Source organism: Citrobacter sp. Cc139 (assembly GCF_030334645.1).
Taxonomy (GTDB): domain Bacteria; phylum Pseudomonadota; class Gammaproteobacteria; order Enterobacterales; family Enterobacteriaceae; genus Citrobacter; species Citrobacter werkmanii.
In genome coordinates, this window is sequence record NZ_JAOWDM010000094.1 from 59,876 (window position 1) to 75,802 (window position 15,927).

Annotated in this window: 14 protein-coding genes; 2 read left to right on the forward strand and 12 right to left on the reverse strand. The window is 51.4% G+C overall.

Translation table 11 applies throughout. The features are described from left to right. Window positions 1-14 precede the first annotated feature (14 nt). Genes OGV69_RS23150 through tar form a run of 4 tightly spaced genes read right to left on the reverse strand, consistent with a single transcriptional unit; the run spans window position 15 to window position 5,259 of the window. Window positions 15-1,064, reverse strand: coding sequence for a protein-glutamate methylesterase/protein-glutamine glutaminase (locus OGV69_RS23150; protein ID WP_069323590.1), 1,050 nt, complete (start codon window positions 1,062-1,064; stop codon window positions 15-17). Next, the gene (cheR, locus tag OGV69_RS23155; RefSeq protein WP_038641472.1) at window positions 1,061-1,933 is read right to left on the reverse strand and encodes a protein-glutamate O-methyltransferase CheR; all 873 of its coding nucleotides are present in this window, start codon (window positions 1,931-1,933) and stop codon (window positions 1,061-1,063) included. Before cheR ends, OGV69_RS23150 begins: the two co-directional genes overlap by 4 nt. Before the next feature lie 19 nt (window positions 1,934-1,952). Continuing rightward, complete coding sequence (gene tap / locus OGV69_RS23160; RefSeq protein ID WP_069323589.1) at window positions 1,953-3,554, reverse strand: methyl-accepting chemotaxis protein IV; 1,602 nt, start codon at window positions 3,552-3,554, stop codon at window positions 1,953-1,955. Window positions 3,555-3,597: 43 nt separating this feature from the next. Next, window positions 3,598-5,259 carry a methyl-accepting chemotaxis protein II gene (gene tar / locus OGV69_RS23165; RefSeq protein WP_038641476.1) on the reverse strand — a complete coding sequence of 554 codons (1,662 nt, stop codon included), beginning with the start codon at window positions 5,257-5,259 and terminating at the stop codon, window positions 3,598-3,600. Window positions 5,260-5,665: 406 nt separating this feature from the next. Between tar and OGV69_RS23170 the strand changes: the two genes are divergently transcribed. Beyond that, on the forward strand, window positions 5,666-6,925 hold the full coding sequence (locus OGV69_RS23170) for a dicarboxylate/amino acid:cation symporter (RefSeq protein ID WP_069323588.1): 1,260 nt from the start codon (window positions 5,666-5,668) through the stop codon (window positions 6,923-6,925). 79 nt (window positions 6,926-7,004) lie between these two features. On the opposite strand, the gene cheW is transcribed toward OGV69_RS23170, so the two are convergent. The 6 genes from cheW to flhD form a co-directional block, all read right to left on the reverse strand. Further along, the gene (cheW, locus tag OGV69_RS23175; protein WP_038641481.1) at window positions 7,005-7,508 is read right to left on the reverse strand and encodes a chemotaxis protein CheW; all 504 of its coding nucleotides are present in this window, start codon (window positions 7,506-7,508) and stop codon (window positions 7,005-7,007) included. Window positions 7,509-7,529: 21 nt separating this feature from the next. Next, a complete protein-coding gene (gene cheA, locus OGV69_RS23180; RefSeq protein ID WP_069323587.1) occupies window positions 7,530-9,578 on the reverse strand; it encodes a chemotaxis protein CheA in 2,049 nt (682 codons plus the stop codon). Window positions 9,579-9,582: 4 nt separating this feature from the next. Further along, complete coding sequence (motB, locus tag OGV69_RS23185; RefSeq protein WP_038641486.1) at window positions 9,583-10,512, reverse strand: flagellar motor protein MotB; 930 nt, start codon at window positions 10,510-10,512, stop codon at window positions 9,583-9,585. Then, window positions 10,509-11,396: a flagellar motor stator protein MotA gene (gene motA, locus OGV69_RS23190; RefSeq protein ID WP_032939611.1), complete on the reverse strand. Its 888-nt coding sequence runs from the start codon at window positions 11,394-11,396 to the stop codon at window positions 10,509-10,511. The genes motB and motA overlap by 4 nt, the downstream gene beginning before the upstream one ends. A 124-nt stretch (window positions 11,397-11,520) precedes the next feature. Then, a complete protein-coding gene (gene flhC / locus OGV69_RS23195) occupies window positions 11,521-12,105 on the reverse strand; it encodes a flagellar transcriptional regulator FlhC (RefSeq protein WP_170973258.1) in 585 nt (194 codons plus the stop codon). Next, window positions 12,102-12,443, reverse strand: a complete 342-nt coding sequence (gene flhD, locus OGV69_RS23200; protein WP_003034622.1) for a flagellar transcriptional regulator FlhD — start codon at window positions 12,441-12,443, stop codon at window positions 12,102-12,104. The genes flhC and flhD overlap by 4 nt, the downstream gene beginning before the upstream one ends. A 793-nt stretch (window positions 12,444-13,236) precedes the next feature. On the opposite strand from flhD, the gene uspC reads away from it, so the two are divergent. Beyond that, window positions 13,237-13,665 (forward strand): universal stress protein UspC, encoded by a 429-nt coding sequence (uspC, locus tag OGV69_RS23205; RefSeq protein ID WP_038641488.1) that lies wholly within the window; start codon window positions 13,237-13,239, stop codon window positions 13,663-13,665. Window positions 13,666-13,681: 16 nt separating this feature from the next. On the opposite strand, the gene otsA is transcribed toward uspC, so the two are convergent. After that, on the reverse strand, window positions 13,682-15,103 hold the full coding sequence (otsA, locus tag OGV69_RS23210) for an alpha,alpha-trehalose-phosphate synthase (protein WP_069323586.1): 1,422 nt from the start codon (window positions 15,101-15,103) through the stop codon (window positions 13,682-13,684). Further along, window positions 15,078-15,881, reverse strand: coding sequence for a trehalose-phosphatase (gene otsB, locus OGV69_RS23215; protein WP_069323585.1), 804 nt, complete (start codon window positions 15,879-15,881; stop codon window positions 15,078-15,080). The genes otsA and otsB overlap by 26 nt, the downstream gene beginning before the upstream one ends. Window positions 15,882-15,927 lie beyond the last annotated feature (46 nt).

Below are 15,927 nucleotides of genomic sequence, written 5' to 3' on the forward strand. Positions count from 1 at the left end.
AATAGACTCCTGATTCAAATACGTATTGCCTGTCCGGCACTGATTTTCGCCAGCATTTGCTGGCTTACCTGGCTAAGATCGACCACTTCGCTTACGCCACCCATATTGATGGCCTCGCGCGGCATGCCGAACACCACACTACTTGCTTCATTTTGCGCAATGGTCCAGGCGCCAGCCTGGTTCATCGCTAACATTCCGGCGGCGCCGTCGTTGCCCATGCCGGTCAGGATCACTCCCACCGCATTACGCCCCGCATGTTTCGCCACCGAATGGAACAGCACATCCACTGAAGGCCGGTGCCGGTTAACCGGCGGGCCGTCATGAATTTTGATTTGGTAGTTCGCGCCGCTACGCGCCAGCTCCATATGTTTGTCACCGGGCGCAATATACGCATGCCCCGGGAGAACGCGTTCCCCGTCTTCGGCTTCTTTCACCGTGATCTGACACAGTTTGTTCAGACGTTCGGCGAACGAGCGGGTAAATCCTGGCGGCATATGCTGGGTGATAAGAATACCTGGACTTGAAAGCGGCAATGGCTGGAGTACATGGCGAATTGCCTCTGTTCCTCCGGTTGAGGCGCCAATCACCAGCAATTTTTCCGAACTGAGTAATGGCCCTGCTTTCAAGGTCGTTGGTGCCGCCATGGGTTTATGAGCCGCCAGTTTTGCCCGCGACGCAGTGCGGATCTTCTCTGCGATCATTTCGCTATAGGCCAGCATCCCTTCACGGATCCCCAACTGCGGTTTAGTGACAAAATCAATCGCCCCCAACTCCAGCGCCCGCAACGTGACCTCTGAACCTTTACCGGTCAGAGAAGAGACCATGACGACCGGCATCGGACGCAGACGCATCAACTTCTCAAGAAAGTCGAGACCGTCCATGCGCGGCATCTCCACATCCAGCGTCAGTACGTCGGGATTGTATTTTTTGATTAAATCCCGGGCGACCAACGGATCTGGCGCCGTCGCCACCATTTCCATATCACTGTGGCTGTTAATAATTTCGGTCATGATTTGACGCATCAATGCAGAATCATCAACCGACAACACCCTGATTTTACTCATGCTTTATCCTTACCTGGCGCATGCGCATACACGGTCTGTCCACGCAGGCTAAACTCGCGCACGAGGTTGCTAAAGTTTTCTGAATGACCTGCAAACAGCAGCCCATCTGGTTTAAGAAGTGGAACAAAACGGTGCAAAATGTCCTGTTGCGTCGTTTTATCGAAGTAGATCATTACGTTACGGCAAAATATGGCATCGAAGGGCCCAGGCACGTTGTACTGCTTATCCAGTAAATTCACGCTGGAAAATTCAACATGCCCCGCCAGTTCCTGCCGGACGCGTACCAGCCCTTCATGCGGTCCGGTGCCGCGCATGAAATAACGCTGCAACTGCTGGGGTGACAGCGTCTTTAGCTCATCAAGGCGGTAAATACCGCTTCTCGCCTTTTCCAGCACTTCGGTATCAATGTCGCTGGCAAAAACACGCCAGCGGCCCGGCGCCATACCTAAGGTATCGGCGAGCGTAATGGCGATGCTGTACGGCTCTTCTCCGGTTGACGCCGCCGCGCTCCAGACGCGGTATTCACCGCTACGCCGACGAGCATGATCCGACAGCACCGGAAAATGATGCCCTTCGCGAAAAAACGCGGTCAGGTTGGTGGTCAGAGAATTAATAAAAGCCTGCCACTCAGCACTGTTCTGGTTAGCTTCCAGCATGCTGAGATAGCGACCAAAGTCATCCAGACCCAGGGTTCGCAGGCGGCGGACCAGGCGGTTATAAACCATGTCCCGCTTATGGTCGGCCAGTACGATCCCCGCACGCTGGTAGATTAATTGACATATCCGACGAAAATGCGCGTCAGACAGCGCGAGGCGCTGTGTCATCTGTAACAATAATGACGTTTGCCCGGAGGGCAGAGATGATGTCATAGCGCCTTCTCAATCACATTCAGGATACAACGGGCACAACCTGCGGTTGCGCCAACTCTTGTTTTGCTACGTTTTGCTCTTCAAGCTTAAAAAATGCGACACAGGCAGAAAGATGATCGGCCTGCGTGGCGAGTTGTCCGGTGGCGGATGCGGCTTCTTCCACCAGCCCGGCGTTTTGCTGCGTCACGGAGTCCATCTGGCTGACTGCCTGCGCCACCTGTTCAATACCTCTGCGCTGTTCATCAGACGCCGAGGCAATCTCCCCCATGATGTCGTTCACCCGGGTCACAGAGCTGACAATTTCTGTCATCGTGCGCGCCGCCATATCGACCAACTGCGATCCCTGATGAACCCGGGTGACAGATTCCTCAATCAGTCCCTTAATTTCCTTTGCTGCCTGTGCGCTCCGGCTGGCCAGATTGCGCACTTCTCCAGCAACAACGGCAAAACCGCGCCCCTGTTCCCCCGCTCGTGCAGCCTCTACAGCGGCATTCAGCGCCAGGATATTGGTCTGAAAGGCAATGCTGTCAATCACCCCGATAATGTCGCCAATTTTCTGCGAGCTGGCGGAAATCTCATGCATAGTACTGGCGACCCGCGACGTCTGTTCGCCGCCTTTATGGGCTGTGTCTGCCGCACTTTTAGCAATTCCTGAAGCCTGGCGCGCGTTATCCGCATTCTGCCCAACGGTGGCAGTGAGTTGTTCCATACTGGCGGCCGTTTGCGCCAGTGCAGCCGCCTGCTGTTCAGTTCGTGAAGACAAATCGTTATTGCCCATCACGATCTCTGAAATGCCACTGTGCATGGCTGAGCTACCCTGGCGAACTTCACTCACTGTTTCACGCAGCGCCTGCTGCATCTTCTTCAGACTGGCAAAAATGGCCGAGATCTCATTGCGACCATAAACTGCTACAGGCCGTGCCAGGTTACCTGCGGCAATGCTGTCGAAATGGCTGCCGATAATCGCCAGCGGCTGGACAATCATCTTGCGCGACCAGTACAACGCCGCACTGGTTAACAGCACCGCCAGTACCACCATGACGGCGAAAATCATCCCCGACATATGATAATTTCGCTGGCTGAGATCCCCTGCTGTTTGCAACACGCGGTCAATGTTGCTCTGCCACGCATTAACATTCGCATCAAAAGCAGCCTGCGAAGCCTGCACCGGCGCGGTCAGAAAATCTGACAATTGATTGTTCTCAAGCCAGGTTGCCTGATGAACCAGATCGCTGTGCCATTGGCTAAAGCTTTTCTCCGTCGCGCCAATCAGCGCCTTCTCTTGTTCTGTGGTATCCGACGTCGCCATAAAGCGTTTAAACATTGACTCGGACTGCGCCAGGCTATCACGCGCAAGCGTCATCAAGGCCTTGATATCCTCTGGTGGATAGCTCAGTGCAGTCAGCGTTCCTGCCTTATTAAGGGCCGTACTGGCCTGTAATAACACAGCGCGGGTTTGGGCCAGCGCAGCGCGTTGTTGGTTACTCCGTTCGACCTGATTCAGGTTTTGAAAACCGTCCCGAAATGCCCAGAAGGACAAGCCATTACTGCCAATCTGCAAAACACCGCAGAGGATTAAAATCAAAAACAGCGTGGTCGAAATTCGAATACGATTAAACATCAACGCTCCCATCGGGCGGCGCAGGCCGCGGTTTAACTACCAGTCAAAATGTTTCCCAATTCGTATCTTGTTCACTATTCTGGCGCGGAGATGATGCAGTCGCAGTCGCCGACGCAGGTAACCGCGTATCACGGGGTTTAGCCGACGTCGGGCGTGACGCGAGACGGAAAATCGACACCGACTGGGTTAAGCGACTGGCCTGTTCTTCGAGCGCTGCCGCTGCGGCGGCCGATTCCTGAACCAGCGAGGCGTTCTGTTGCGTCACACGATCCATTTCAGATACTGCGAGCGCAACCTGATCTATCCCGCGGCTCTGTTCGTCTGAAGCGGAGGCGATTTCCCCCATAATGTCGGTTACCCGCGTCACCGCATTGACGATGTCATTCATGGTTTCCCCGGCGCTCTCTACCAGGACAGAACCGGTATCCACTCGGGAAACAGAGTCTTCAATCAATGCTTTGATCTCTTTCGCCGCCTGCGCACTACGGCTCGCCAGATTACGCACTTCGCCTGCGACCACGGCAAAACCACGCCCTTGCTCACCGGCACGCGCCGCTTCAACCGCCGCATTCAGTGCGAGAATATTGGTCTGGAAAGCAATGCCATCGATGACGCTGATGATGTCGGCAATTTTCTTCGAGCTATCGGCAATTTCATGCATGGTGTTCACCACGCGATCAACCACTTTGCCGCCATGTTGTGCGGTATCAGAGGCGCTTTTCGCCAATTGAGAAGCCTGACGCGCGTTATCCGCGTTTTGCTTCACGGTTGCGGTCAGTTGTTCCATGCTGGCGGCGGTCTCTTCCAGCGCAGATGCCTGTTGTTCAGTACGGGATGAAAGATCGGTGTTACCACTGGCAATTTCGCTGGTACCGGAATAAATCGCATCAGAACCTTCACGTACCAGGGTGACGGTTTCCGTCAGCGAACGCTGCATATGGTCAACCGTACTGGCCAGCTCACCAATTTCGTTACGTCCGTGGACCGTCAACGTCGCGGTTAAATTACCGCTGGCGATCTCACGGATATGAGCAATAACGCGCGCCAGAGGGTTGAGCAAGGTATGACGGATGCCGTACCACACCACCACCAGAATCAGCACCAGCACCACGGCCAGAATGCCGAGCTGCCATTGGGCAAAGTGGTAATCACGCGCGCTTTGATCGAATGCCTGAACGTAAAGCTTCTCGCTCACGCTGGCATACTTGCCCAACGCCTCGCCGAGCGCGTTTTGCATTCCCTGAGTAGGTTGCGCGAAATAGGCGTCCATATTGCCGTTTTCCAGAAACTGGACCAGTTCTGCTAAGGCCGCATGGTACTGCTGATACTTCTCATCAACGTTGCCGCTGGCTTCTGCCATCTCCGGCAACGGCGTGATGTTTTTAAATTTTGCGTAATGCGTTTCTGCCTGCGCCAGCGATGCTTTCGCATTCTTTAGCAGATCGTTTTTCGCGCTGCTTTGCTGATTGGACGCATCCATCATCATACGCGCGGAAGAACGGCTTAAATTAATACGTGTTTGCAGCATCAGATCCCATGTCGAGGTGAGTTCGCTTTGCTGCTGTCGAAGATCGTTAGAAATAACAAAACTTTGCTGATTCTGCTGCAATGAAGAAAACAACAGACCACCGGAAACAAGCTGTAGCAGTGCGAAAACCCCCAGCACCATCATCAGCATTGTGACAACGCGGATACGGTTAAACATAAGGCACCTTCCTGAAAACGAGTTATCAACGTTATCGGCACTCGCTGAGATAACTTTACGTTTGCGAAAGGGAAATACGGGAGGGAAATACAGTCAGGCAGAACCACTGAGCAGCAGTTGAACAGCCACCACAAGTCATTCACATAAAAACATCATAATTATCATGTAAATAACATTCATATTTGCCTGTTCTTAAGGTCAGATGAGAACAATTAGGCACTTTTTCGTGATTCAGATCACATATTCTCTTCGTAAATACCACAACAAAATGAATAAAAAATTAAAAAAAGTTGTATCCGATTACGCTTTAATCCAATTTATATGATGAATATTTCGTTACCACTTAATAAGTATAAAAAATGAGTAACCGAACAATAAATGTTAAATCCTTACTGAGGGCTTTTTAGTGGCAAATGCAAACAAACTCACGTTGTTTATTGTGATCTTCATGCTGGCGGGGATCCTGTCGGGTGCAGGGATCCACTCTTATGCCTCGCCCGGCGTTGTTACCGCCTGGGCCGATAATATTACGCTTCTCACCGACATCTTTTTGCGCCTGATTAAGATGGTGATTGCGCCTTTAGTCTTCAGCACCCTGACCGTGGGTATTATGCGCCTGGGCGAAACCTCAACCATCGGGCGCGTGGGTGGCAAAGCGATGATCTGGTTTATCAGCTCTTCTATTCTGTCTATTCTGGTCGGTCTGTTTGTGGTCTCCCTCGAACAACCCGGCAGCGGCCTGAACCTGGCGATCCCGCTGGAAGCCACCGATACCGGCCTGGCCGTAGGCGGTATGAGCCTGAAAGGTTTTCTGACGCATACCATTCCCACCAGCATCGCTGAGGCGATGGCCAACAATGAGATTCTGCAAATCGTTGTGTTCTCGATGTTCTTCGGCATCGGTGGTGCTTCGCTCGGCGAAAAATTTAACGCCCCGCTGGTTGCCGCGCTGGATGTCGTCTCCCACATTATGCTGAAGGTGACCGGTTACGTGATGTATGTTGCGCCGCTGGCTATTTTTGCCGCAATATCTTCCGTTATCGCCACCCAGGGGCTGGGGATCCTGCTCAACTACGCGTCGTTCATTGGCGGTTATTATGTGGCCATTTTGCTGACCTGTCTGGTCCTGCTGGCCGTAGGTTATGTGATGCTGAAAAAAGAGGTGTTCCGCCTGGTCAGCATGCTGAAAGACCCGGTGCTGGTCGCCTTCACCACCAGCAGTTCCGAAGCCGCTTATCCGAAAACGCTGGAGCAATTAACCAAATTTGGCTGCTCGCCTAATATCGTGTCATTTGTACTGCCTATCGGTTATTCGTTTAACCTGGTGGGTTCTATGGTCTACTGCTCATTTGCTTCTATGTTTATCGCACAGGCCTACAATATCCATCTCTCCTTTGCAGAAATCACCGTCCTGATGTTGACCCTGATGCTGGCGTCCAAAGGGATTGCCGGTGTGCCGCGTTCTGCGCTGGTGGTGCTGGCGGCAACCATGCCAAGCTTTAATATTCCGGTTGCAGGAATTTTGTTACTGATGGGTATCGACCATTTCCTCGATATGGGGCGCTCAGCGATCAACGTATTGGGTAACGGGATTGCAACGGCGATGCTGGCACAGGATGAAGGTTTACTGGAAGAAGAACCGGAACTGGTTGAACGGGAAGCGTAAGAAGGAAAGGTGTCGGATGCGCTACGCTTATCCGGCCTACAACAGCAATTATTGTAGGCCGGATAATATGTTTACTTATTTACGCCATATGAGCGGCGGCAATATCTAACAATGCCATCTCTTCGCTGTTCAGCAGTTTCTCAATGTTGACCAGAATCAGCATCCTCTCTCCCAGCGCGCCCAGTCCCGTCAGATATTCCGTTGACAGCGTAACCGCGAATTCCGGTGCTGGTCGAATTTGATCGGTTGTCAGCGACAGCACGTCAGATACGCCGTCAACCACAATCCCAACCACCCGTTGCCCCAGATTCAGTACAATCACCACAGTGTTTTCGTTGTAATCCACATCGCTCTGGCTAAACTTCACGCGTAGATCAACAATCGGCACAATCACACCGCGCAGGTTTGTAACGCCTTTGATAAACGCTGGCGTGTTAGCAATGCGGGTTACCTGATCGTAACCACGAATTTCCTGCACTTTCAGGATATCGATACCGTACTCTTCATCCCCCAGCGTAAACACGAGGAATTCCTGACCTGACGGTTCGCCGGCCAGTTTAGTTACATTACTCATACCGGTCATATTATTCCCTTTCTTACTCAATCAGGCGGCTGTGATCGCCACACGTTGTTCGCGGTTTAACCCCTGCAATGCAGACACATCAACAATCAACGCGACGCTACCGTCGCCGAGAATCGTTGCAGCAGAAATCCCTGGCACTTTGCGGTAGTTGCTTTCCAGGTTTTTGACCACCACCTGGTGTTGGCCAATTAACTGATCGACAAGCAGCGCATAGCGACGACCTGCGCTTTGTAAAATCACCACGATGCCCTGCGTAGCTTCGGTTTTTGCGCCTTCAACTTCGAAGACTTTCCACAATTCAACCAGCGGCAAATATTCGCCACGCACTTCCAGAACGCGCTCTCCTCCGGCCAGCGGATGGAGATCTTCTTCGCGCGGTTGCAGTGACTCCATCACGGCATTCAGCGGCAGAATAAAGACTTCGTCCGCCACGCGTACGGACATCCCGTCAAGGATCGCCAAGGTCAGCGGCAGCAAAATTCGGATCGTCGTCCCCTGTCCTTGCTTGGATTGGATCTCAACATGGCCGCCCATCTCCTGGATATTTCGCTTCACCACGTCCATCCCCACACCGCGACCAGAGACATCCGTCACCTGTTCAGCCGTCGAGAAGCCCGGGGCGAAAATCAGCATACCGACTTCGTCATCGCTCATGTTTTCGTGGATCGGCATCCCCTGGGAGATGGCTTTGGCGAGGATTCGTTCGCGGTTCAGACCAGCGCCATCATCGGTCACTTCAATACAAATATTCCCGCCCTGGTGTTCAGCGGAAAGCGTCAGATTGCCGATGGGGCTTTTCCCGGCTTCGAGACGTTTTTCCGGCAGTTCAATACCGTGGTCCAGACTGTTACGCACCAGGTGCGTCAATGGATCGATGATGCGTTCAATCAGGCTTTTATCGAGTTCTGTTGAACTCCCCACCTGCGTCAGCTCAACCTGTTTACCCAATTTACCCGCCAGGTCGCGGACCAGGCGTGGGAAGCGGCTGAACACGTACTCCATCGGCATCATACGAATCGACATCACCGACTCTTGCAAATCACGGGCGTTACGTTGTAACTGCCCCATGCTGGTGATGAGATCGCCGTGATTGACCGGATCCAGTTCATTAGAACGCTGGGCCAGCATTGACTGGGTGATAACCAGTTCACCGACCAGGTTAATGAGCTGATCAACCTTCTCAACCGCTACGCGGATGCTGGTTGATTCACTGGCGCGGGCAGGCTTATCACGTTCCGCGCGGGCGTGTGGCGCTTCACTGGTGGCGGTTTTAACCGCAGGCGCGACGGCAACCGGCTGCGGCGTCGCGACTACGGCTACCGCTTCAGTTTCCGCTTTCGCATCAACCGCCACGGGCGCTGCGCTGACGGTTTCGAATTCAATCTGATCCGCTTCAATTACGAAGCAAAGCACCGCAATAATGTCATCTTCCGCAAGGTTGCCATCCAGCGTTGCAGACAGCGTATCGCTTCCTTTCACCACGTCGGTTAAGGTCGCCAGATTTCCCAGCTCCTCTTCCAGCAGATCGACTTCACTGGATTTCAGGCGCGAGAGAATAATCCGTTTCTTGACCTCTTTACTGGCCGGAGCGGGATTGGCAACGGTTTCTTCCTGTATCGCCGCCCCGTCAACAACGCTCAGCTTTGCGGTATTGACGAGCGCGGCTGAGGTTTCACCTTTTGCTTCAAGCGCTAACTGTCGTAACGCATTACAAATGTACTCAAAGCTGGCGGCATCCGGCTCTTCTGAGTTTTTATAGGCGTCGAGCTGTTCCTGCATAATATCTTTCGTTTCCAAAAACAGGTTGATAATGTCGGCATTAAGCTGCATCTCGCCACGCCGTGCTTCATCCAGCAGGTTTTCCATCAGATGGGTCGTTTCCTGCAAAATGGTAAAGCCGAAGGTGCCCGCCCCGCCTTTTATCGAGTGCGCGGCACGAAAAATGGCATTCAGCTGTTCGGAATCCGGGGCTTCAGGAACCAAATCGAGCAGGTGTTGCTCCATGTCGGCCAACAGTTCGTCGGCTTCATCAAAAAAAGTCTGATAAAAATCGCTAATATCCATGCTCACGCTATCACCTCGGATTGGCTGGTGGCGATGTGGGAACGCTTGCCGGCGGAAGTTCCGCTGGCTGTTGTAAGACACTTACCGGCTCATTCTGGCTTTCAGCGTTTTCATGCAAAATGGCCTCTTCTGCCTGCTTATTGAGAACCAGCAGGCTAATACGGCGGTTGATGGCGTCCTCAGGACCGCGATCGCTCAGACGCATCGTGGCGGCCATGCCTACCACCCGTAATACTTTTCCATCATCCAGACCGCCGCTAACCAGCTCGCGGCGCGACGCATTAGCGCGATCGGCAGACAGTTCCCAGTTGCTGTACCCTTTCTCACCGTTGGCGTAAGGGTAATCGTCTGTATGTCCGGAAAGACTGATTCGGTTAGGGATGCCGTTGAGCACTGGCGCAATAGCCCGCAGGATATCGCGCATATACGGCTCAACTTCAGCACTGCCGGTCTTAAACATTGGTCGGTTCTGACTGTCGATAATCTGAATACGCAGCCCTTCCTGAACTAAATCAATTTTCAAATGCGGGCGCAGCGCACGCAGTTTAGGGTCCGATTCAATCAATTGATCGAGATCGCCGCGAAGTTTGCTTAAACGGCTTTGCTCCATGCGTTTTCTCAAATCATCAATATTCGGCTGCTTGTGCACTTCTCCCTGCTGCTGGGTGTAATCATCCCCTCCACCAGGGATGGGGCTTTGGCTATTCGAAATACGATTGCCGCCTGTCACCGCGGTAGCCAGTGGAGTACGGAAATATTCGGCAATCTGGATCAATTCTTTAGGGCTGGAGATGGAAATGAGCCACATCACCAGAAAGAAGGCCATCATCGCGGTCATAAAATCGGCGTAGGCGATTTTCCACGAACCATGCGCCCCACCACCGTGACCTTTATGTTTACGTCGCTTTACGACGATAATGGGATGGGCCTGATTTTTCATGCGTCCTCGGTCGTCTGCTGCGCAGCTGGATTTCTCACCGCACGAACATGCTCTTCCAGTTCGATAAACGAAGGACGTTCGCTGGAATACAATGTTTTACGACCAAATTCGACGGCAATCGGCGGGGCGTAACCATTCAGGTTGGAGAGCAGCGTTATCTTCACGCACTGCATCATCTTGGTGGTTTCAGCGCTTTTCTGACGCAGGACGCTGGCAAGTGGAGAAATAAAGCCATAGGCCAGTAAAATACCGAGGAATGTCCCCACCATCGCATGCGCAATCAGCGAACCCAGTTCAGCCGCTGGGCGATCGGCGGAAGCCAGCGCATGGACAACGCCCATGACCGCCGCCACAATCCCGAATGCCGGTAGCGAGTCGCCAACCATCGCCAGGCTATTAGCCGGAACTTCGGCTTCGCTCTCATGAGTCTCAATTTCTTCGTCCATCAGCGCTTCAATCTCAAACGTATTCATGTTGCCGCTGATGATCAGTCGCAGATAATCGACAATAAAATCAAGCATCACGGCATCTGCAAGAATGCGTGGATAGCTGGCGAAGATTTCACTCTCTTTAGGGTTTTCGATGTCACGTTCGAGCGAGAACATGCCCTGCTGACGTGACTTGGCCATCAGGCGATATAGCAGCGCCAGCAGATCCATATACATCGCTTTGGTGTATTTCGAACGACGGAAAAGCATCGGGATCGCTTTCATCGTTCCCTTAATGGCTTTTCCGTTATTGCCGACGATGAATGCCCCAATACCTGCGCCACCGATAATCACCAGCTCAGCCGGTTGATAGAGTGCCCCAAGGTGTCCGCCGGTCATCATGTAACCGCCGAAAACTGTACCAATAACAACCAGGTAACCTAATAAGATAAGCACGACATCATCCTTTCGCAATTGACTATGACAGGATGCGCAGTCGGGAAGTTAACTTGAGGTCAGGACAAAAAAAAGCAGCGGTAATCGCTTACCGCTGCTGGAGTGTTTATCCACACCGTATCAGTTAAACAGCCTGTTCGATCTGTTCATCCAGCAGTTGTGGAATAATATCGGCAGCATTCTGGGAAAGTTTACGTCTTTTTACGGCCCGTGATGGCGGCTGGCATAAACTGCAGGCAAAGCTGCCTGCGGGTTGGTGTGCGTGGGTGATAAAGTTCCCGCCGCAGCAGTTGCATGTGGACAATTCCAGCAATCCGCTGTCGACAAAACGTACCAGCGTCCATGCGCGAGTTAACGCCAGCAGTGGACCATCTTCCTGCTGCGGACACTGCTCAAGATATAAACGATACGCTTTAATTACGGCATCCACACCGCTACACAACCCTGTTTTGAGCAGGAATTGCCATGCATTGCAAAACATCGAGGCATGGATATTTTGTTCCCACGTCATAAACCAATCGGTGGAGAAAGGAAGCATCCCTTTTGGCGGAGGACTGCCGCGTAATTCTTTGTACAGCTTGATAAGACGACCACGACTTAATTGCGTTTCGCTTTCCAGCATTTGCAAACGGGCGCCCAATGTGATTAATTCCATTGCCAACTGGATATCACGCGCTTCCTGAACAATGCTTTTTTCGCTCATCATCAAGCCCTTTTCTTGCGCGCGGCATCATCGATGTCGCTTAACAGTCGCGTAGAAAGCATGATGCCGGTATGAATTTGCTGGAGATCGTCAACGCGGGAGTCTTGCGTCAGGCGAGTAACAGTCTGGTGATCGTCGAAACGGAAGTGACACACCAGTTGGTTTGTTTCAGCCAGTTTGACCATTTGAGGAAGAGTTAATGTTGCCAACGTGTCCGCCATCTCTTCGCTGATACCAAGGCGAAACATCGCAGATGCTTTGTCCTGAACGATCAAACGTTGTGCAAGCAATAAATATGACAAATTGATGTCATAAATGTGTTTCAGCAACTCGGATGTATGCATTATTTGCATCCATAATAACCAACATTATTTTCATGCGGTAAAACCGCACCCCGTGATGTCGCCGGGAAGTCCCGGTAAAAAAAAGCAAAAGGTCAAATACATAGCAGCGTGACGACACATACACGTTGTGTAAATCAGCCCTTTTGAAGAATGCGCACTTCTTACAAGCTCACATCAATTCTTACAATTGTCTAAGATTTTTCCTAATTCGACGCAACTCTACCCGCCGCCAGTTACACATACAACGGAACCGTGCTGCGAATTTAAAGAATATGTGACGCAGATCACATAAATCAGCTAAACACTTAACATAAATCCATCAGCGTAGCTTTTACTTTGCTTATTTTTTAAACCAGTATTCATCTTTTCGATTCCTGGCGTACGAATATTCTTGCAATAAAAGCGAATAGTATTTTGTTCACAAACGTTAATATCACTCTGTGAAATAGCGAGCTGGATCACATATTTTATATAAAACGACTTTTCAATTAAATTGTTTATAAACAATAACTTAAATATTAAGGGTGATTAATTAATACCGCGCAGTGAAAACCCGTCAAATGTTAATATTTGTTTATTTTTTATTAACACATTGTTTTCATTGGCGGTGAGTTTTACTTAAGTGACCAGAACCTATTTGCAATTTATATGAAGCGATTATTCTATTTATAAGAATAATTAATGAATAATAATGATGGGATTCACACTATCCTGGGGAGAAACGTTGCAGTATGGAGTAAGCTGAGTAAAGCAGAAAAGTTCTCTCATAATTCTTGAAAAAAAGGAGCGAGTTATGAGCTATGCGCACATTCTGGTGGCGGTTGCCGCCACCCCTGAAAGCCAGCAATTGTTAGCCAAGGCAGTTTCTATCGCTCGCCCTGTCAACGCCCGTATTAGCCTGATCACATTGGTCTCAGACCCAGAAATGTATAACCAGTTTGCCGCCCCCATGCTGGAAGATCTGCGTGAACTCATGCAAGAGGAGACCCAGGATTTTATCGATAAACTCAGCAAAGAAGCGCAGTACCCCATCGAGCATACTTTTATTACCTATGGGGCTCTGAATGAACATATTCTCGACGTTTGCCGTAAACACGCAGTCGATCTGGTCATTTACGGCAACCATAACCAGAGCTTCTTTTCGCGCGCTTCGTGCTCAGCAAAAAGCGTGGTCGGCGCCAGCCAGGTGGATGTTCTGCTGGTTCCTCTGGCTGGAGATTAATACCGCCTTCAGGTCGTTACGCCAGTTTCGAACAGGAAGGCACACTGTCCGACAACTGGCGTTTGCTCTGGCGCGACGTAACTTTTCTTAGATCGCATATAAATCTCGCCTGCCAGTTGTCGATATCGTTTTTAATGATAGTCTCAAGCATTTCAGCATGACGAGAGATACGTTCAGCAAGCGACATTGTCAGCGCCTGGTTAAGTGCGCCAGCCACTTCATCCCGGTCATAAGGATTCACAATAAGCGCAGAAGTTAACTCATTCGCCGCCCCGGCAAATTGCGATAACACCAGAACGCCGGGGTTGGCAGGATCCTGTGCAGCCACATACTCTTTCGCCACCAGGTTCATACCATCGCGCAACGGCGTCACTAATCCTACGTCAGAATAGCGGAATATTTTCATCAGCAATTTGCGGTCAAAATACTGGTTCAGATAGTAAAGCGGCGTCCAGCCCAACTGCCCATATTTACCGTTAATCCGCCCGGCCTCTGTCTCCAGTTGATGGCGAATATCCTGGTAGGCCTGCACCTCTCCGCGCGAAGTTGGCGCTATCTGCGTATAGCGAATTTTGCCATGGTGCTGCGGGTAATGCTCCAGCAGCGCCTCATAGGCCTGGAAGCGCTCTGGCAAGCCTTTGGAGTAATCCAGACGCTCAACGGAGAATATATTCTTCACATTCTTAAGCTCTGCCTTTAACTGCGCCATTTTTGGCGGCAGAGGACCTGAAGCCTGGCGTGCGATTTCCTCCGGCTCGATGCCGATTGGATACACTTCTGTGCGAAACGCTTTATCCCATGCTTTGTGGCGCTTATCGCTGTGGGTAGTTACCTGAGTCTGGACAGCCAGACAGTCCAGAAAAGCCTGGCGATCGTTTTCGGTCTGGAAACCCAGTAAATCAAAATCACACATCTGCTCAAGCAGAGCCTGGTGTGGAGGGAGCGCGTTAAAAATTTCCGGCGTCGGAAAAGGGATATGCAGGAAAAAACCGATGCGATTATTCACGCCGCGTTTACGCAACTCGTAGGCAAACGGTAACAGGTGGTAATCATGAACCCAAATAATGTCATCTTCGCTCAGCAGCGGCAGCAGTTTATCTACCAGCAAGGCATTAACCCGCTGATACCCCTCCCAGGCCGGGCGCTGAAACTGAACTAAATCCAACCGGTAGTGGAATGCAGGCCATAAAACGGCATTCGAAAACTGACAGTAATACTCTTCATAATCCTGCTCGCTCAAATTAAACGAGGCCCAGGTAATATTGCCACGAGTGACCTTTTTTAACGGTTTATCCTCATTACCGATATCGCCACTCCAGCCAAACCACAATCCACCAGCAGTTTTTAACGCGCCCAACACACCGACCGCGAGCCCACCTGCGCTCCCTTTGTCATCTGGCGAGGCGATACGATTAGATACTACGACTAAACGACCCATAGTCACCTCTTCTGTTGTTTGTTGTATTCGATTGTTGCTGCGAAGAGTTAATTTGCTCCAGCCAACGCCAGACATCGCTGACGCCATCCAGACGCCATGTCGCCAGCGTCGCCCCGCTCCCCACCTTCACTGAAATACCGCCTGCGCGGTTAACTACCTCAAAGCCGGTTTCATCCGTTAGATCATCACCGAAAAATACGGGGATCCGTCCGGCAAAAGGCGCTTCCTGCATAAATGCAGCAATCGCATCGCCTTTATTCGTACCTTTCGGTTTTATTTCAACGACACATTTTCCATGCTGCAGTGCAAGCTGCGGCCATGTATGCGTGATGCATTCCGCCAGCGTTATCAGCGCTGCTTCATGCTCTGGCGCCTGACGATAGTGCAGCGCGAAAGCCATACCTTTTGCTTCCAGCGTCGTGCCAGGCAGTTTCGACAACGCCGTCTGTAACAGCGCGCCGGCTTCACGTTCAATACCCGCGGGCAGGCGCACTATATGGGTTTGACCATTGATGTCACGGCGTTCTGCCCCATGCACTCCGGCAAGCGGAAAACGAAAGGGAGTGGTGAGGCCGTCAAGCTCAGCCATCGAGCGCCCTGAAATCAATGCCAGCGCACCCGCGTTATGCGTCGCCAACTGATGTAATAATTGCAGGATTGTCTTAGGGACAACGACCTGGTCAGGATAGGGCTTGATCTCAGCCAGTGTCCCATCGAGATCAAAAAAATAAGCACAGTTTGCAGATTGTTCAGGGGGTAATGTCAGTGATGCTGTCACCCGGTTATCCTCCTCATCATGGTTTGTACGCCGCGCGGATCGCGCC